The following is an 18,913-nucleotide window of genomic DNA, read 5'->3' on the forward strand; positions in this document are numbered from 1 at the left end:
TAGGGGCCGTAGGGGCCGTAGGGGCCGTAGGGGCCGTAGGGGCCGTAGGGGCCGTAGGGGCCGTAGGGGCCGTAGGGGCCGTAGGGGCCGTAGGGATGGTCGTGCCCCTCGGGGGCGGTGCGCCCAGGGGGCCCATCGGTCCCGCCTCCGCCCGTCGCGCGGCCGCGGCCTCCGGGTCCATCGCGGGCGGCGGGCCGAACACCCCCGTCGGCGGCACCACGGTGCCGGGCGCGGACGCCGGGTCCCGGACCGGAGCGGACGTCGGAACCGGCACCGGCACCGGCACCGGCACCGCGGCCGACGCCGGGTCCCGGACCGGGGCGGGCGGCGGAACCGGGGCGGGGGCGGGGGTCCGGAGCGGCGGGGCGGTGGCGTCCGCCGGGAGGACCGTCGCCCGGCGCAGGAAGTGCGTGGGCTGGTCGCGCCGTACCGGCCTGCCTTCCGGGGCCGTCGGGGTCGGGTCGGCCGCCAGATGGCTGGACCCGTCCGGGTCGACCCGGAGGGGAACGGTGCAGCCGAGGCGCTCGTCGTGGATGGTGGCCAGGACCGGCCGCCCGGCGACGATGGCCAGGCGGTGCAGCCGGTCCAGGACGATGTGCTGGATCTCCTCCCCCGGGGGAGCCACCAGCAGCGCGCCGTCCACCGAGGCGCTGCGCGCCCCCGCGCCGGGCACGGGCACCCGGACAGCGATCGGGGCCGCCTCCGCCACCGGTGCGGACGGGCGCCCGGCGCGCCCGGCGTCCCGCGCTTCGTCACGGCCGAGTCGAGACATCGTTCCCCCACTCATCGACGGCTTCCGTCGGCCGCGGTGCCCGTGCCGTCCAGAGCCGAGTCCTGCTGTTGTCCACCTGACGTCGAGTCTCTCCGGTCGGCGGCGCTCCTCTCGTCACCGCGATGTCACAGGCTCGTTCCAGGCGGGCGCGCCGCGGTGGTCCCGGCCGCCACCGGACGTCCCGGGGCCCGGGAGCCCGGCGTCGCGGGCCCCCGGGGCGCGGTCAGGTGGTGATGTCCTTCGTGGTGAACCGGGCCCATGCCGCGGAGCCGAACACCGCCGCGTAGACGGCCTGGAGGCCGAGGTTGCGCACCAGGTCGTCCCAGTACACCGGCTCCCGCATCAGGTCCGTGAAGGACATCCAGTAGTGGGAGAAGATGTACGGCTGCACGGCGTCCAGCTGCGGGATCTGGTCGAGGATCTGCACCGTGATCAGCAGCCCGACGGTGGTCGCCATCGCCGCGATCCCGCTGCTCGTGAGCGTCGAGACGAACAGCCCGAGGGTCGCGAGGCCCACCAGCGAGGCGGCCACCGCCAGGGCGATCAGCAGGGCCCGGCCCAGCCCCTCGCCGTAGCCGATCCGGGTGCCGGAGATGGTGGTGAGGTCGCCGAGCGGGAACAGCAGCGCCCCGGCCGCCAGCGCCGACACCGCGACGACCAGGGTCGCGGCCAGGCAGAAGGCCAGGACCGAGGCGTACTTGGTGATCAGCAGCCGGGTGCGGCCGGCCGGGGCGACCAGCAGGTAGCGCAGCGTGCCCCCGCTCGCCTCGCCCGCGACGGAGTCCCCGGCGACCACCCCGACGGCCAGGGGCAGGAAGAACGGCAGGGTGGCGGCGAGCGCGGTGAAGACCAGGAAGAGGCCGTTGTTGCTGATCTGCGAGATGAACGCCGGTCCCCCGTGCCCGCCCTCCCCGCCGGAGCCGCCGGGCCCGGAGCCGCCCCCGGTCTCGATCCGCACCGCGATGCCGATCAGCACCGGCACCGCCGCCAGCACGCCCAGCAGCGCGGCGGTGCGCCAGCGCCGGAAGGTCATCAGCAGTTCGCTCCGCAGCAGCCCCCCGGACCGGCGGACCCGCGGCCCGCGCGCCACGTCCGGTGCCTCAGCCCGCGACATCGAAGCCCTCTCCCGTCAGCGCCACGAAGGCGTCCTCCAACGACGCACGTTCCACCACGAAGCCCCGGACCCGGACGCCCGCCGCGACCAGCGCGGCGTTCACCCCGGCGGGGTCGCCCTCCGGGGGCGCCCCGGTCACCCGGTCCGCCCCGGCCGTCACGTCCGCCACGCCCAGCTTCTCCAGCACCCGGGCGGCCTCCGCCGGGTCCGGCGTGGTGACCACCAGCCTGCCGCGCGCCCCGGCCGCCAGGTCGGCCACCGGGCCCTGGACGATCAGCCGCCCGTGGGCCATCACGGCGGCGTGCGTGCACACCTGCTCGATCTCGTCCAGCAGATGGGAGGAGAGGAAGACGGTCGTGCCGTCGTCGGCCAGCTCCCGCACCAGGGTGCGGATCTCCCGCATGCCCTGCGGGTCGAGCCCGTTGGTGGGCTCGTCCAGCACCAGCAGGCTGCGCGGCTGGAGCAGGGCCGCCGCGAGCCCGAGGCGCTGCTTCATGCCGAGCGAGTACGCCTTCGCCTTCTTGCCCGCGGCGGCCCCGAGCCCCACCCGGTCCAGGGCCGCGGCGACCCGGGCGCGCCGGGTGCGGGGGTCCGCGGTGGGGTCGGCGGCGTCCTGGCGCAGCAGGTTGTCGCGGCCGGACAGGAAGCCGTAGAGGGCCGGGCCCTCGATGAGGGCGCCGACCCGGGGCAGAACGGAGCGGGCGGAGCGCGGCATCGGGCGGCCGAGGACCCGCGCTGTGCCGGAGGTCGGCTCGATCAGCCCCATCAGCATGCGGATGGTGGTGGTCTTGCCGGAGCCGTTGGGGCCGAGGAAGCCGAAGACGCTCCCGGCCGGAACGGTCAGGTCCAGGCCGTCGACGGCCAGTTGACCGCCGCGGAAGCGCTTGGTGAGCCCCCGGGTGGCGATGACGGCGCCGTCCGCGTCCCCGGGGAGGGCGCCGGCCCTCCCGGCGGGGGCGCCCGCGCGGCCGGGGACGGCGGGCGCCCGGCGGGCGGCGGGGCCTCCGGAGCCGCCTGCGGCACCCGTGCCACCGGGAGCATCCGTGCCGCCGGGGGTATCCGGGCCGCCGGGGGCATCCGGGCCGCCGGTGTCGTCGGCCGTGGCGGTGCCGGTGGCGGTCGCCGTGCTCCCGGCGGTGGGGCCGGCCGGGGCGGCCGTGCCGTCGGCGGCGCCCGGGGCGGTGCCTCCGGCCGCGGTGCCGTCCCGGTCCCGGGTCTCCGGGGCACGGGTCTCCGGGGCACGGGACCTCCCCGCGCGGGGCTCCCCGGGCCGGGGCTCCCCGCGCAGGGGTCCCCGGCCCGGTTCGTCCGGGCCCGGCGCTTCCCGGTCCCGGTGCTCCGGCTCTCCGGCGGTCGTCCCGCGCATCGGCTTCCTCTCCTCGCGGGACGACCGGCGCCCCTGCTCGCTCTCGCGGTACCGGCCGCTACCGCGCGGCGTCGGCCGCCTTCACCAAGGCGTCCTTGGTGACCGCGCCGACGTAGACCGTGCCGTCGTCGGTGATCAGGGCGTTGATCAGACGGGTCTTGAAGACCGTGCCGGAGCCGAAGCCGCCCTTGACCGGGTCCCCGAAGGAGCCGAGGAAGCCGCCGAGGGCGCCCGCGTCACCCTCCTTCGCCGCGGTGGGCAGTCCCCGGCCGCCGGTGCGGAGCACGGCCACCGTGTTCCAGCCCTCGCCGACGACCTCGACGCCCTCCGCGCCGCCGGCGGGTCCGCCGCCCGGCACACCGGCGGGGCCCTCCCCGCCGGACGCGTCCGCCTTGCCCGGCCAGTCGGCCTTCCCCGACGCGCCGTCCTTCCCGGACCCGTCCGCCTCGGTGACCTTCGCGCCCCTGGGCGGGGTGAAGTCGAAGGTCGACGCGTCCGGCTCGGCGAAGCTCACCCGGGTGAAGCCCGCGTCGACGACGGCGGCGCCGCCGCCCGCAGGGGTGAGCGTGAACTTCAGCGGCACGCCCGTCTCCGCGTCCACGGCGATGCTGACGACGCCCACCGTGGAGCCCTTCTGCCGGGGCTCGACCACGAGCCGGTAGGCGTCCCGTCCCGCCACCCTCGCGGTGCCGTCGACGGTCACCGACGTGGTCGCGTCGACCGCCGCCAGGGCCTGCTCGGCGAGTTCCTTGGGCGTGGCCGGAAGCTCCGCGTGCCGGCGGGCGCCCTCGTCACCGGCGCGGCCGGACGGGCCGGCGGTGGCGTGGTAGACCTCGTTGGAGGCGCTGTCGTAGCCCCAGACGTCCTCGCCGTTGCGGATCAGGCTGTACTCGGCGGCGTCCTCCAGGACGGAGAGCCGCTGCCGGTCGGGGCCGTCGGCCGCGACGCGCAGCGTGTGGCTGCCGGAGACCAGCGCGGTCAGCTTGGCCGAGGGGTCGGCGGCCGAGCCCCCGCCGTCCTCCGCGTCCCCGCCGCCCGCGCCCGGGACTCCGGACCGGCCGGACAGCATGCCCCGGCCGAGGCCGCCGAGGTCGGGCAGCCCCAGATCCGTGTTGATCCTCACCGTGCCGGACAGGTGCTGGACGTCCGACCGGGCGATGCGCTCGACGAGTTGCTGGGCCGTGATCCCGGGCAGATCGGGGTCCCCGGAGTCGGCGAGGGCGGGGACGAGGCCGATCGTCGCGGCGGCCAGTCCCATCACCGCCACCGGGACGGCGTACCGCGCGGCCCTGCGCCGGGACGTCCGGGGTTCCTCGCGCTCCCCGGCGGTGGTGGTGCTGCCGTCGGATTCGTACGGTGCCATGTGTGCCCTACCTCCGTTGTCGGCGGCGGTGTCCCGCGATGTCGCACGTCTCCACCCGTGAGCCGCCATTCTCACCCGAATCGGTGAGGACCGGTGTTTTCCGTGGTGTCCATACGACCAAATCGGGGGCACGGAATCGTCAGCCCCCGGGCCCAACTCCGCGTACTCCTGCGGGATGACACCGGGGAGTCCCGGCCCCTCCGGCCCGTAGGGGTGGGGTACGGCGCCCGTACGAGGAGGCCCGGAGCCGCCCCGGTCCCCAGGGGGCGCGCCCCTCGCGCCGCCGGCACGGGCGGACGATCCCCCGTGACCCGTACGGCGGTTGACCCACCCCGGCCCGCCACTCCGGCCCTACGGCCCCTACGGCCCCTACGGCGAGCGTGTCCCGTCCTGCGGCCTCCGCCGCGTCCGGCTCCGCCCGGCACCCTGACCGGTCCCGGGTTCAGCCCGCGCGGTGGACCACCGCGTCGCACAGCTCCACCAGCGCGGCCTTGGCCTGGCACTCCACCAGCGGGGCCAGCGCCGCCCGCGCCTCCTCGGCGTAGCGGACGGTGTCCCGGCGGGCCTGTTCGAGGGCGGGATGGGCGCGCAGCAGGCGCAGCGCCTCGGCGTGCCGGCCGTCGTCGGTCAGGTCGGAGTCCAGCAGCTCGCACAGCTCCCGGTCCTCGGCCAGCCCCAGCCGCTCGGCCCGCTCGCGCAGCCGCAGCACCGGCAGCGTGGGGATGCCCTCGCGCAGGTCGGTGCCGGGGGTCTTGCCGGACTCGCGGGAGTCGGAGGCGATGTCCAGGACGTCGTCGGCGAGCTGGAAGGCGACGCCGAGCCGCTCCCCGTACTGGGTGAGCACGTCGACGACCGTCTCGTCGGCGCCCGACACCATCGCGCCGAACCGGCAGGAGACGGCCACCAGCGAGCCCGTCTTGCCGCCGAGCACGTCGAGGTAGTGGTCGACCGGGTCCCGCCCGTCCTGCGGTCCCGCCGTCTCCAGGATCTGGCCGGTGACCAGCCGCTCGAAGGCGAGGGCCTGCACCCGGACCGCCTCCGGCCCGAGGTCGGCGAGGATCTGGGAGGCACGGGCGAACAGGAAGTCGCCGGTGAGGACCGCGACCGAGTTGTCCCAGCGGGTGTTGGCGCTGGCCACCCCGCGCCGCACGGCGGCCTCGTCCATCACGTCGTCGTGGTAGAGCGTGGCGAGGTGGGTCAGCTCCACGACCACGGCCGAGGGCACGACGCCGGGGGCGTAGGGGTCGCCGAACTGGGCGGCGAGCATGACGAGCAGCGGTCGGAACCGCTTGCCGCCGGCCCGCACGAGGTGCTGGGCGGCTTCCGTGATGAACGGGACCTCACTCTTGGTTGCCTCAAGCAACCCTTCCTCGACGGCCGCCAGCCCGGTCTGGACATCGGCTTCCAGAGCCTGGTCCCGCACGCTCAGCCCGAACGGCCCGACGACGGTCACGAGGGGTCTCCTGTCTGCTGCTGTCTATCTGGTTTGTCGATAGGTCGCTGCCACCACTCAAGTCAGCGTATCCGGTCATGTTTCGATCACCGCTAGCGCCCACCGCAAGACACCGGTCCGTAGGGGATCGCGCACGGTATGTTTTTGATCAAGTGATATCGGCAAATGTCGCCCGCCATGACCGGACATCCGGGGCGCGGCCCGGCGCGCGGCGCACCCCGGGCCGCCACCGAAGATCCCATCACCCCACCCAACGGCGCGCACCGCCAGAACGTCACCCGCCCGGCACGCCCCCCGTCCCGCCGGAGCGGCCGCACACCGGGGGCGCCCCCAACCGGAGCCGATTAATTCACAGTTGGACTGAATGCCCGATTTGCCACCCTTGGCCGCCTCCGTGAGTTGGCTCACTCCACCGCACCGTCCACCGCCGCCGGGCCCCCGCGCCCCGCCCGGCGGGGGCCCGTTGCCCCGTAGGCCAGTTGGCCGGTCGCGACCGCAAAGGATCAAGCACCCCAAACCGTACCGATCAAGGTCAACAGGTACGTCGGGTGATTCCCGCACTTGTTCCCGACATGTGCTCTCGCATACGTTCCCGGCCTGTCGGGCGGACGCCGAATCCTGCCACCGCCGGACCGACAGTCATCCATTCGACACACTCGCGGGCAGGAGCGGGGGACCCAAGGTAAGTCGCCGCACCGGACCCACCGGAACGGCTAGGGGTGAAGCCGCGCCCGTCAGGGCACGGCCGGGCACCTCCCCGCCCGAACCCGACAGCTCACCTCGCAGGCGTCAGGAGAGGGATCACCCATGCCTGCCATCGGTCAGCACCGTCCTGCCCGCACCGCCCGCCTGGCCCGCCGGATCGCCGTCGCCGGAACCGGCGCCGCCGTGCTCGCCCTGCCGCTCCTCGGCGCCACCGGCGCCTCGGCCGCCACGACCACCACCGCCGCCGCCTCGACGGCCTACCCGGACACCCTCGACGGCTGGATCCGGCAGTCCCTCGCGATCATGGCGCAGCAGGGCATCCCCGGTTCCTACGACGGCATCCACCGCAACGTGATGCGCGAGTCGTCCGGCAACCCGTACGCCATCAACAACTGGGACGTCAACGCCGTCAACGGCACCCCGTCCAAGGGCCTGCTCCAGGTGATCGACCCGACCTTCCGCGCCTACCACGTGGCCGGCACCTCCTGGGACCCCTACGACCCGGTCGCCAACATCACCGCCGCCTGCAACTACGCGGCCGACCGGTACGGCTCGATCGACAACGTCTTCAGCGCGTACTGATCCGGCGCCCCGCGCCCCGTCCGCCCCGGCGGACGGCCCCGAAGATCCGGTCGAGGACGACGGCGACGCCGTCGTCCTCGTTCGTCAGGGTGACCTCGTCGGCCACCGCCCTCAGTTCGGGGTGCGCGCCCGCCATGGCGACGCCGTGGCCCGCCCAGCGGAACATCGGGACGTCGTTGGGCATGTCCCCGAAGGCGATGGTCCGCTCCCCGTCCACCCCCAGCCGCCCGGCGGCCAGCGCCAGCCCGGTCGCCTTGGTCACGCCGGGCGGCTGGAGCTCCACCGTGCCCGGCCCCGACACCACCACCGTCACCAGCGGGCCCACCGCCGCACGGGCCGCCGCCGCCAGCGCGTCGTCGGACAGCCCGGGGTGGCGCAGCAGCACCTTGCTGACCGGCGTCCGCCACAGCTCCTCGCGCCGCCCCACCCGCCGGGCCGGCAACGTGGGGTGCGGCATCACGAAGCCCGGCTCGACGAGCGTCTCCCCGTCCGTGCCGTCCTGGTCGACGGCCGCGTGCACCGGCCCGGTCTCCGCCTCGATCTTGCCGAGCGCGGCCTCCGCCGTCTCCCGGTCCAGGGCGAGGGACCAGAGCATCCGGCGCGCCCCCGCGTCGTAGACCTGCGCGCCCTGTCCGCACACCGCGAGCCCCGTCGCGCCCAGCTCCGCCAGCAGCGGCCGTACCCGGGGCACCGGCCGTCCGGTCACCACCAGGTGCCGCGCGCCCGCCCGCTCCGCCCGGCCGAGCGCCGCCCGCGTCCGCGCCGAGAGGGTGTCGTCGCCGCGGAGCAGGGTGCCGTCGAGGTCGGTGGCGACGAGTGCGTACGCGGGACGGCCCATGGGCCCGAGCATACGGACGGCGCCCCGCGCCGGCTCCCCCTCCGCCGTACGGGCGGGAAAACACCCGCCACGGGGCCGGTTCCCGCCGCCCGCCCGGACCGCCGGGCAGGGGCACCGCGGCCGGTGCCCCTGCCCAAGACCGGTGTCCCCGCCGTAACGTGTGGCCCGGCCGCGGATCACGCGGCCGACCGGCGCACACGGCGCGGCTGACGCGCATGGCGAGCACGAAAGCGAGGCGGCGAACCCGATGCCCCCCTTCGACCTCCCCGAGGGCGACCCCTTCGGTCCTCACAACCTTCCCTACGGCGTGTTCTCGATCCCCGGCACGCGGGACCGGACGGTGGGCGTCCGGCTCGGTGACCACGTCCTCGACGCCGGCGCGGCGGCCCGGGCCCTCGGCTCCCCGTACGCCTCCCTGCTCGACCGGCCGACCCTGAACCCGCTGCTGGCCGCGGGCCGCACCGCCTGGTCCGACGTACGGCGCGCGGTGACCGCCTGGCTGACGGTGCCCTCCCACCGCGAGACCGTGGAGCCGCTGTTCCACCCGCTGTCCTCGGTGACCCTGCACCTCCCCTTCGAGGTGGCCGACTACGTCGACTTCTACGCCTCCGAGAACCATGCCCACAACGTCGGCCGGATCTTCCGCCCCGGCTCCGACCCCCTCACCCCGAACTGGAAGCACCTCCCGATCGGCTACCACGGCCGCTCCGGCACCGTCGTGGTCTCCGGCACGGACGTCGTGCGGCCCTCCGGCCAGCGCAAGGCGCCCGCCGACGCCGCGCCGGTCTTCGGCCCGTCCGTGCGCCTCGACATCGAGGCCGAGGTCGGCTTCGTGGTCGGCGTGCCCTCCGACATGGGGCACCCGGTGCCGCTCACCGGCTTCCGCGAGCACGTCTTCGGGCTGTGCCTGCTCAACGACTGGTCCGCGCGCGACATCCAGGCATGGGAGTACGTGCCCCTGGGCCCGTTCCTCGGCAAGTCGTTCACCACCTCGGTGTCCGCCTGGATCACTCCGCTGGAGGCCCTGGAGGAGGCCCGGGTCGCGCCGCCCGCGCGCACCCACGAACTGCTGCCCTACCTGGACGACACCGACCCCGAGCGGATCGAGCCCGGCGGCTACGACCTGCGGATCTCCGTCGCCCTCAACGGGCACGTGATCTCCGAGCCGCCGTTCTCCGGCATGTACTGGACCGCCGCCCAGCAACTGGCCCACATGACCGTCAACGGCGCCTCCCTGCGCACCGGCGACCTCTACGGCTCCGGCACGGTGAGCGGTCCCGCCGAGGGCGAGCGCGGCTCCCTGCTGGAGCTGACCTGGAACGGCGGCGAACCGCTCGAACTGCCCGACGGCAAGCGGACCTTCCTGGAGGACGGCGACGTGGTGACCCTGACGGCCTGGGCCCCGGGCCCCGACGGCACCCGCGTCGGCCTGGGCGAGGTCACCGGCCGCGTGGTCGCGGCGTAGCTCCCCGCCGGGCACGGGCCGCGGCGCCGACGGTGCCTCGCCGCCCGCCGGCCCCGGGCGGCGGGCGGCACGGTGCCCCGTCCGACGGCCACGGGGGCGGGCGGGTCCGCCGCCGGACCGGTCGCGCGGGACCCGGCCCGGGGAACGGTCGCCACCGGACCCCGTACCGCGCGATCCGTGAACACCTGAGACCGAAGTGTTCACCGATTCCGACGGACACCGGCCCCCGTGACTGCCGCGCCGTGAGCCGTGAGCTTGGCGCCGGGCGCCCGGCTCACGGCTCACGGCCCCGTTCCGGTGGGTCCGGCGGGTGCGTGGCCGGATCGACAGGCGTTCTCCCCTGCCGCCGCACCCCCGTCACCGGCATACTGGCGCCGGGCGGTGCGCACCGCGCGCCCCGCCCGGCCGCCGGAACACCACACCCCCGGGGCCCCGGGAACCCGGCCCACCGGACCACCTCCGGCCCCACCGGCACCCCACGACGCCCGCACCCCGGCACTCCGCATCCCGCACCCCTCAGCACCCCCTCTCCGCGCCGCCCGCACCGTCGGGCGCACCTCCCCGAGCCGCCCCTTCCGACCAGGATTCGGAGCCCGTGGCATGACCGTCTGCCTGCTCCTGCTCTTCACCGTCGGCGTCACCGCCGCCGTGCCGGTGCCGCGTGCGCTGACCCGGTCCCGGTGGCCCGAGCGGGACCCCGTGGTCGGGCTGTGGGTGTGGCAGTGCCTGGTCGCCACCGTGCTGCTGTGCTGCCTGACCTCGCTCGCCCTCGGTGCCGCCGCCGTCTTCGGCACCGTCCGCGCCCAGCTCTTCGCGCCCGCGCCGCCCGCCGTGACCGCCGCCTACAACCTCTCCGCCGGCCCGGTCTGGGCGGCGGTGATCACCCTGCTGCTGGCCGCGGGCGCGGCCTGGACGACCGCCGTGCTCGCCAGGGAACTGGCCGAGGCCCGCCGTCGGCGCCTCCGCTCCCGGGCCCATCTGCGCGAACGCGCCCCGGACCTCCCGGCCGGCCTGCCCGCCGCCCGCGGGCCCCTGCTGGTGCTGGAGGACGAGTACCCGGACGCCTGGTGGATGCCCGGCAGCCCGCCCCAGCTCATCGTCACCACCGGTGCCCTGCGGCGCCTCACCCACCACCAGCTCGACGCCGTCCTCACCCATGAGCGCGGCCACGCCCGCGCCCACCACGACTGGCTGCTGCACCTGTCCACCGCGCTGGCGACCGGCTTCCCCCGGATCCCGGTCTTCGCCCACTTCTGCGACCAGACCCACCGCCTGGTGGAACTCGCCGCCGACGACGCCGCCTCCCGCCGCTGCGGCCATCTCACCACCGCGCTGGCCCTGATCGAGCTGAACCAGCACCGCGGCGTCCTGTCCTGCGCCTCCAGCCACCGCCTGCTGGGCGAGCGGGTCGACCGCCTGTTGGAACCCCGGCCCCGTCTCGGCCGCCGCCGCCGCGCCCTGGCCACCACCACGGCCGCCCTGGTGCCCCTCGTCCCCCTCCTCATCACCTTCGCGCCGGGACTCACCGCCCTGGCATGACCCGCACCCCCGGGCCGTCCGGAACACCGGCCCCGGACGACGGCGGCCCGGGGGACGGCGCCCCGGGGGCGGCGGCTCCTTAGGATCGCCCGGTCCCCCGCCCCGGCCCTCGGCCGGTCACTCCCAGTCGGTCACTCCCAGTCGGTCACTCCCCGCCGGTCACTCCCAATCGGGAAACGGCTCCGGCTCCTCCTCGGGCCAGTAGTCGTCCGGGGCGTCCACGGCGGCGGCCGTCCGCGGCCCGTCCGGAGCGGAACCGCTCCCCCGAGCCGGAACCGGGGCCGGGTCCGGGGCGCGAGTCGAAGAGGAGACCTGAGCCGAGGAGGAGGCCGGGACCGGGGAGGAGGCCGACGCCGGAGCCGGGGCGTCCGGCGCACCGTCGGCCAGGCCGGCGAGCACCGCCACCACCCCTTCCCCATAGGTGGCCAGCTTCTTCTCGCCGACGCCGGTGACCCCGGCGAGCTGCCCGACCGAGGTCGGCCAGACGGTGGCGATCTCCCGCAGCGTCGCGTCATGGAAGATCACATAGGCCGGAACGCCCTGCTCACGGGCCTGCTCCGCCCGCCAGGCACGCAGCGCCTCGAACGCGGGCAGCAGTGCCTCGGGCAGCTCGACCGCCGCCGCCCTGGGCTTGCGCTCGCCGCGGGCGCCGGTGCCCCGGGCCGTCGTCGGCTTCTTGGGCTCCTTGCGCAGCGGCACCTCCCGCTCCCGGCGGAGCACCGAGCCGCTGGCGTCGGTCAGCACCAGCGTGCCGTACTCCCCCTCGACGGCGAGCAGGCCCTGCGCCAGCAGCTGCCGGGTGACGCCCCGCCACTCGCCCTCGGTCAGCTCCTCGCCGATGCCGAAGACGGAGAGCCGGTCGTGGTCGAACTGGATGACCTTGGCGGTGCGCTTGCCCATCAGGATGTCGACGATCTGACCGGCGCCGAACTTCTGCCCGCGCTCCCGCTTCAGCCGCACCACCGTCGACAGCACCTTCTGCGCCGCGACCGTGCCGTCCCAGGTCTCCGGCGGGGTCAGACAGGTGTCGCAGTTGCCGCAGCCCACCGGGGCGGGTTCCTGGCCGAAGTAGGCGAGGAGCTGGCCCCGGCGGCACTGCGAGGTCTCGCAGAGCGCCAGCATCGCGTCCAGATGGGACTGGGCCCGGCGGCGGAAGGTCTCGTCCCCCTCGCCGGACTGGATCAGCTTGCGCTGCTGGACCACGTCATTGAGCCCGTACGCCATCCAGGCCGTCGACGGCAGCCCGTCGCGCCCGGCGCGGCCGGTCTCCTGGTAGTAGCCCTCGACGGACTTCGGCAGGTCGAGGTGGGCGACGAACCGCACGTCGGGCTTGTCGATCCCCATGCCGAAGGCGATGGTCGCGACCACCACCAGCCCCTCCTCGCGGAGGAACCGGGACTGGTGCGCCGCTCTGGTGCCCGCGTCCAGCCCCGCGTGGTAGGGCACCGCCTCGATGCCGTTGCGCGAGAGGAACTCGGCGGTCCTATCCACCGAGTTGCGCGAGAGGCAGTAGACGATGCCCGCGTCCCCGGCGTGCTCCTCCCGCAGGAAGGCGAGGAGCTGCTTCTTCGCCTCCGTCTTGGGCACGATCCGGTACTGGATGTTGGGCCGGTCGAAGCTCGCCTCGAAATGGCGGGCGGTCGGCATGCCCAGCCGCTCGGTGATCTCGCTGTGGGTCGCGCGGGTGGCCGTCGCCGTGAGCGCGATGCGGGGCACGTCCGGCCAGCGCTCGCCGAGCAGGGACAGGGCGAGGTAGTCCGGCCGGAAGTCGTGGCCCCACTGGGAGACGCAGTGCGCCTCGTCGATGGCGAAGAGGGAGATCCGCCCCCGGGAGAGGAGATCCCGGGTGCCCTCCAGGCGCAGCCGCTCCGGGGCCAGGTAGAGCAGGTCCAGCTCCCCGGCCAGGTACTCGGCCTCCACCATGCGCCGCTCGTCGAAGTCCTGCGTGGAGTTCATGAACCCGGCCCGCACGCCGAGCGCCCGCAGCGCGTCCACCTGGTCCTGCATGAGCGCGATGAGCGGGGAGACCACGATGCCGGTGCCGGGGCGGACCAGGGCCGGGATCTGGTAGCACAGCGACTTGCCGCCGCCGGTCGGCATGAGCACCACGGCGTCGCCGCCCGCGATCACGTGCTCGACGACCGCCTCCTGCTCACCGCGGAAGGAGTCGAACCCGAAGACCCGGTGCAGCGTGTCCAGCGCGCCGCCGCCCGCGCCACCCGTGCCTGTCATCTCGCCGATCACGCCCGTCCCGCTCATCGTCCGCTCCCCCGACTCCTGTCCCCCGTGCGCCGTCCTTCGACCACTGCGTCCACGATAGGCGCCCGCGCCGACAGCCCCCGAAGGTTGTCCACAAGCCGGCTCCACTTGTCGTACCGGCCCGCCCGCTTCCGGCCACCCCCGGCCCGCACGCCCGACGGCCCCGGCTCCCCCGGTGCGGTACCGGAAGGGAGCCGGGGCCGTCGGCCGCCGCGGCGCGGGGTCAGCGCACGAACACCCCCGCCTGGCCGGCCAGATCCAGGAAGTACTGCGGCGCCACACCGAGCACCACCGTGACCGCCACGCCGAAGGCGATCGTCGTCATGGTCAGCGCCGACGGCACGGCGACCGTCGGGCCGTCCGGCCGGGGCTCGCTGAAGAACATCAGCACGATCACCCGGATGTAGAAGAACGCGGCGATCGCGGACGAGATCACACCGACCACGACCAGCGGCACCGCGCCGCCCTCCGCGGCGGCCTTGAACACCGCGAACTTGCCCGCGAACCCGGAGGTCAGCGGGATGCCCGCGAAGGCCAGCAGGAACACCGCGAACACGGCCGCCACCAGCGGGGACCGCCGGCCCAGCCCCGCCCACTTGGACAGGTGGGTCGCCTCGCCGCCCGCGTCCCGCACCAGCGTCACCACGGCGAAGGCGCCGATGGTCACGAAGGAGTAGGTGACCAGGTAGAAGAGGACCGACGAGATCGCGGACGGGGTGGCCGCGATCACACCCGCGAGGATGAAGCCCGCGTGGGAGACCGCCGAGTACGCCAGCAGCCGCTTGATGTCGGTCTGGGTGATCGCGACGATCGCGCCGACCAGCATGGTGACGATCGCCACGCCCCACATCACCGGCCGCCAGTCCCACCGCAGCCCCGGCAGGACCACGTACAGGATGCGCAGCAGCGCGCCGAAGGCGGCCGTCTTGGTGGCCGCCGCCATGAAGCCGGTGACCGGCGTCGGCGCGCCCTGGTAGGTGTCCGGCGTCCACATGTGGAACGGCACCGCGCCCACCTTGAACAGCAGCCCCATGACGATGAGCGCGGCCCCGATCAGCAGCAGCGCGTCGTTGCCCGTGGTGTCGGCCAGGGCCGGGGTGACGTTCGGCAGGGTGCCGTCGACGACCCGGGCGATGGTGGCGTACGACATCGAGCCCGCGTAGCCGTACACCAGGGCGATGCCGAACAGGGTGAACGCCGAGGCGAAGGCGCCGAGCAGGAAGTACTTGACCGCCGCCTCCTGCGACAGGAGCCGCTTGCGGCGGGCCAGGGCGCACAGCAGGTAGAGCGGGAGGGAGAAGACCTCCAGCGCCACGAAGAGCGTCAGCAGGTCGTTGGCGGCCGGGAAGACCAGCATGCCCGCGACGGCGAACAGCAGCAGCGGGAACACCTCGGTGGTGGCGAACCCGGCCTTCACGGCCTTCTGCTCGCTCTCGCTGCCCGGTACGGCCGCCGCCTGCGCGGCGAAGGAGTCCACCCGGCTGCCGTGGGCGGCCGGGTCGAGCCGCCGCTCGGCGAAGGTGAACAGGCTGACCAGGGCGGCCAGCAGGATCGTGCCCTGGAGGAACAGGGCCGGTCCGTCGACGGCGATGGCGCCCATCGCCACGATGCGGGCCTTGGTCGTGCCGTATCCGTCCGCCGCCAGCGCCACGACCGCGGCGAACGAGGCCACCAGGGCGACGACGGAGACGAGGAGCTGGGCGTGGTAACGGGATTTGCGCGGTACGAAGGCCTCGATCAGGATGCCGACGAGCGCCGCGCCGATCACGATGAGGACGGGCGCGAGCTGCCCGTACTCGATCTTCGGCGCGTCGATCTTCGTGATCGGCTCGGCCGCTGTTGTCCACAGGCTGTGGACGGCTGTTGCACTCACTTGGCCGCCTCCACCTCGGGCCGGGGGTCCTGCTTGTGTACGTCGGACATGGTCTGTTGGACCGCCGGGTTGACGATGTCCGCGACGGGCTTCGGATAGACGCCGAGGAAGATCAGCAGCGCCACCAGCGGTGCCACCACCAGCAGTTCACGCGCCCGCAGATCGGGCAGCGCGGCCACCTCGGGCTTCACCGGCCCGGTCATCGTCCGCTGGTAGAGGACGAGGGTGTAGAGCGCGGCCAGCACGATGCCGAAGGTGGCGACGACGCCGATGGCCGGGTAGCGGGTGAACGTGCCCACCAGGACCAGGAACTCGCTGACGAACGGGGCGAGCCCGGGCAGGGACAGCGTCGCCAGACCGCCGATCAGGAAGGTGCCGGCCAGGATCGGCGCCACCTTCTGCACCCCGCCGTAGTCCGCGATGAGGCGGGAGCCGCGCCGGGAGATCAGGAACCCGGCGATCAGCATCAGCACGGCCGTCGACAGACCGTGGTTGACCATGTACAGCGTCGCCCCGGACTGGCCCTGGCTGGTCATCGCGAAGATGCCCATGATGATGAAGCCGAAGTGCGAGATCGACGCGTAGGCGATCAGCCGCTTGATGTCGCGCTGGCCGACCGCCAGCAGCGCGCCGTAGATGATGCCGATGACCGCGAGGACCAGGATCACCGGCGTCGCCCACTTGCTGGCCTCCGGGAAGAGCTGGAGGCAGTAGCGCAGCATCGCGAAGGTGCCCACCTTGTCGACGACCGCGGTGATGAGCACCGCGACCGGGGCGGTGGACTCCCCCATGGCGTTGGGCAGCCAGGTGTGCAGCGGCCAGAGCGGCGCCTTCACCGCGAAGGCGAAGAAGAAGCCCAGGAACAGCCAGCGCTCGGTGCTGGTCGCGATGGACAGCGAGCCGTTGGCCCGCGCCTCGGCGATCTCGCCGAGCGAGAAGCTGCCGGCGACCACGTACAGCCCGATCACCGCGGCCAGCATGATCAGACCGCCGGCCAGGTTGTAGAGCAGGAACTTGACCGCCGCGTACGACCGCTGGGCGGCGGCCGCCCGCTCGCCCTCGTCCTCGGTCGCCGCGGTGCGGAAGGCACCGTGCGCCCGGTCCCCGAAGCCGCCGATCAGGAAGTACAGCGGGATCAGCATGGCTTCGAACAGGATGTAGAAGAGGAAGACGTCGGTGGCCTCGAAGGAGAGGATCACCATCGCTTCCAGCGCCAGGATCAGGGCGAAGTAGCCCTGGGTGGGCCGCCACCGCCTGCTGCCGCTCTCCAGCGGGTCGGCGTCGTGCCAGCCCGCCAGGATGACGAACGGGACCAGCAGGGCGGTCAGCGCCAGCAGCGCCACCGCGATGCCGTCCACACCCAGTTCGTAGCGGACGCCGAACTCGGCGATCCAGGCGTGCGATTCGGTGAGCTGGTAGCGGCCGCCGCCCGGGTCGAAGCGGATCAGCACCGCCACGGCCAGGGCGAGCGTGCCCAGCGAGACCAGCAGCGCCACCCATTTCGCGGCGGTGCGTCGCGCGGCGGGCACGGCGGCCGTGGCGATGGCCCCGGCCGCCGGGAGCACCGCCGTCGCTGTCAACAGGGGAAAGGACATCGGTATCAGACCGCCCTCATCAGCAGGGTCGCGGCGACGAGGAGTGCCGCACCGCCGAACATCGAGACCGCGTACGAGCGGGCGAAGCCGTTCTGCAGCTTGCGCATCCGCCCGGACAGGCCGCCGAACGAAGCGGCCGTGCCGTTGACGACCCCGTCGACCAGGGTGTGGTCGACGTAGACCAGGGACCGGGTGAGGTGCTCGCCGCCGCGCACCAGGACGACGTGGTTGAAGTCGTCCTGGAGCAGGTCGCGGCGGGCGGCCCGGGTGAGCAGCGAGCCGCGCGGGGCGACCGCCGGGACCGGACGGCGCCCGTACTGCGCCCAGGCGACGGCGACGCCGATCACCATGCAGGCGACGGTGGCCCCGGTGATGACCCCCGCGCCGAGGGGCGCGTGGCCGTGGTCGAAGCCGGTGACCGGCTCCAGCCACTTGAGGAAGCGGTCGCCGATGCTGAAGAAGGCACCGCCCGCGACCGATCCGACGGCCAGCACGATCATCGGGATCGTCATGGTCCCCGGGGACTCGTGCGGGTGCGGCACCGCGGACCCGCCGGCCGTCCCCCCGCCCGCGGCCGGGGCGGAGTCCGCCGTTGACGCCGTTGACGCCGCGGGCAGGTTCCGCCAGCGCTCCTCGCCGAAGAACGTCATCAGCATCACGCGCGTCATGTAGTACGCCGTGATGGCCGCGCCCAGCAGGGCGCAGGCGCCGAGGATCCAGCCCTCGGTGCCGCCCTTGGCGAACGCCGCCTCGATGATCTTGTCCTTGGAGAAGAAGCCGGACAGCCCCGGGAAGCCGATGATGGCCAGGTAGCCGAGGCCGAAGGTGACGAAGGTGACCGGCATGTACTTGCGCAGTCCGCCGTAGCGGCGCATGTCGACCTCGTCGTTCATGCCGTGCATGACCGAGCCGGCGCCGAGGAACAGCCCGGCCTTGAAGAAGCCGTGCGTCACCAGGTGCATGATCGCGAAGACGTAGCCGATCGGGCCGAGGCCCGCGGCCAGCACCATGTAGCCGATCTGCGACATGGTCGACCCGGCCAGCGCCTTCTTGATGTCGTCCTTGGCGCAACCGACGATCGCGCCGAACAGCAGCGTGACCGCGCCGACGACGGTGACGACGAGCTGTGCGTCCGGGGCGCCGTTGAAGACGGCCCCGGAGCGGACGATCAGATAGACGCCCGCCGTCACCATGGTCGCCGCGTGGATCAGGGCCGAGACGGGGGTCGGGCCCTCCATCGCGTCCCCGAGCCAGGACTGCAGCGGCACCTGGGCGGACTTGCCGCAGGCGGCGAGCAGCAGCATCAGCGCGATGACGGTGAGCTTGCCCTCGCTCGCGGAGGCCGCGAGGCCCGCCTGGTCGCCGCCGCCGAGCACCGGCCCGAAGGCGAAGGTCCCGAACCACAGGAACATCAGCATGATGGCGATGGACAGGCCCATGTCGCCCACGCGGTTGACCAGGAACGCCTTCTTGGCGGCGGTGGCCGCGCTGGGCTTGTGCTGCCAGAAGCCGATCAGGAGGTAGGAGGCGAGGCCGACGCCCTCCCAGCCGAGGTACAGCAGCAGGTAGTTGTCGGCGAGGACCAGGATCAGCATCGCCGCGAGGAACAGGTTGAGGTAGCCGAAGAAGCGGCGGCGGCGCTCGTCGTGCTCCATGTACCCGACCGAGTACAGGTGGATCAGCGAGCCGACACCGGTGATCAGCAGGACGAACGTCATCGACAACTGGTCGAGCCGGAAGGCGACGTCGGCCTGGAAGCCCTCCACCGGGATCCAGCTGAACAGGTGCTGCGTCAGGGTGCGGTCGGCGGCGCCGCTGCCGAGCATGTCGGCGAAGAGGACGACGCCGATCACGAAGGAGGCGGCGGCCAGCAGCGTGCCGATCCAGTGACCGACCGCGTCCAGCAGGCGCCCGCCGCACAGCAGGACCACCGCTCCGAGCAGGGGCGCCGCCACCAGCAGCGCAATCAGGTTCTCCACGATTCTTCCG

General features: G+C 74.0%; 11 protein-coding genes, 1 pseudogene and 1 riboswitch. Of the genes and pseudogenes, 3 read left to right on the plus strand and 9 right to left on the minus strand.

Annotated elements, in window-relative coordinates:
• Positions 1-995: 995 nt before the first annotated feature.
• From ACZ7LB_RS24080 to ACZ7LB_RS24095, 4 genes and pseudogenes are all read right to left on the minus strand, one after another.
• The gene (locus ACZ7LB_RS24080; protein WP_471471045.1) at positions 996-1,886 is read right to left on the minus strand and encodes an ABC transporter permease; all 891 of its coding nucleotides are present in this window, start codon (positions 1,884-1,886) and stop codon (positions 996-998) included.
• A pseudogene (locus ACZ7LB_RS24085) lies at positions 1,873-2,817 on the minus strand (ABC transporter ATP-binding protein); the annotation flags it as partial. The gene ACZ7LB_RS24080 and the pseudogene ACZ7LB_RS24085, both read right to left, overlap by 14 nt.
• Positions 2,818-3,310: 493 nt before the next feature.
• Positions 3,311-4,615, minus strand: coding sequence for a LolA family protein (locus ACZ7LB_RS24090; RefSeq protein ID WP_471471047.1), 1,305 nt, complete (start codon positions 4,613-4,615; stop codon positions 3,311-3,313).
• Positions 4,616-5,057: 442 nt separating this feature from the next.
• Positions 5,058-6,068, minus strand: a complete 1,011-nt coding sequence (locus ACZ7LB_RS24095) for a polyprenyl synthetase family protein (protein WP_471471049.1) — start codon at positions 6,066-6,068, stop codon at positions 5,058-5,060.
• Between the two features lie 638 nt (positions 6,069-6,706).
• A riboswitch (cyclic di-AMP (ydaO/yuaA leader) is annotated at positions 6,707-6,872 on the plus strand.
• 3 nt (positions 6,873-6,875) lie between these two features.
• On the opposite strand from ACZ7LB_RS24095, the gene ACZ7LB_RS24100 reads away from it, so the two are divergent.
• Complete coding sequence (locus ACZ7LB_RS24100; RefSeq protein WP_471471051.1) at positions 6,876-7,355, plus strand: transglycosylase SLT domain-containing protein; 480 nt, start codon at positions 6,876-6,878, stop codon at positions 7,353-7,355.
• On the opposite strand, the gene ACZ7LB_RS24105 is transcribed toward ACZ7LB_RS24100, so the two are convergent.
• On the minus strand, positions 7,342-8,193 hold the full coding sequence (locus ACZ7LB_RS24105) for an HAD family hydrolase (RefSeq protein ID WP_471471053.1): 852 nt from the start codon (positions 8,191-8,193) through the stop codon (positions 7,342-7,344). The genes ACZ7LB_RS24100 and ACZ7LB_RS24105 overlap by 14 nt on opposite strands.
• A 247-nt stretch (positions 8,194-8,440) precedes the next feature.
• Here ACZ7LB_RS24105 and fahA point away from each other — a divergent pair, with 247 nt between their 5' ends.
• Positions 8,441-9,658, plus strand: coding sequence for a fumarylacetoacetase (gene fahA, locus ACZ7LB_RS24110; protein WP_471471054.1), 1,218 nt, complete (start codon positions 8,441-8,443; stop codon positions 9,656-9,658).
• A 600-nt stretch (positions 9,659-10,258) separates the two neighbouring features.
• Positions 10,259-11,197, plus strand: a complete 939-nt coding sequence (locus ACZ7LB_RS24115) for a M56 family metallopeptidase (RefSeq protein WP_471471055.1) — start codon at positions 10,259-10,261, stop codon at positions 11,195-11,197.
• A 159-nt stretch (positions 11,198-11,356) separates the two neighbouring features.
• Here ACZ7LB_RS24115 and recQ read toward each other — a convergent pair whose 3' ends face one another.
• From recQ to nuoL, 4 genes are all read right to left on the minus strand, one after another.
• Positions 11,357-13,456, minus strand: coding sequence for a DNA helicase RecQ (gene recQ, locus ACZ7LB_RS24120; RefSeq protein ID WP_471471057.1), 2,100 nt, complete (start codon positions 13,454-13,456; stop codon positions 11,357-11,359).
• Positions 13,457-13,679: 223 nt separating this feature from the next.
• Complete coding sequence (gene nuoN, locus ACZ7LB_RS24125) at positions 13,680-15,329, minus strand: NADH-quinone oxidoreductase subunit NuoN (RefSeq protein WP_471471059.1); 1,650 nt, start codon at positions 15,327-15,329, stop codon at positions 13,680-13,682.
• Positions 15,326-16,924, minus strand: a complete 1,599-nt coding sequence (locus ACZ7LB_RS24130; protein ID WP_471471061.1) for an NADH-quinone oxidoreductase subunit M — start codon at positions 16,922-16,924, stop codon at positions 15,326-15,328. The genes nuoN and ACZ7LB_RS24130 overlap by 4 nt, the downstream gene beginning before the upstream one ends.
• A gap of 5 nt (positions 16,925-16,929) precedes the next feature.
• Positions 16,930-18,903 carry an NADH-quinone oxidoreductase subunit L gene (nuoL, locus tag ACZ7LB_RS24135; protein ID WP_471471064.1) on the minus strand — a complete coding sequence of 658 codons (1,974 nt, stop codon included), beginning with the start codon at positions 18,901-18,903 and terminating at the stop codon, positions 16,930-16,932.
• Positions 18,904-18,913 lie beyond the last annotated feature (10 nt).

This window comes from Streptomyces sp. NPDC107521, assembly GCF_055598485.1.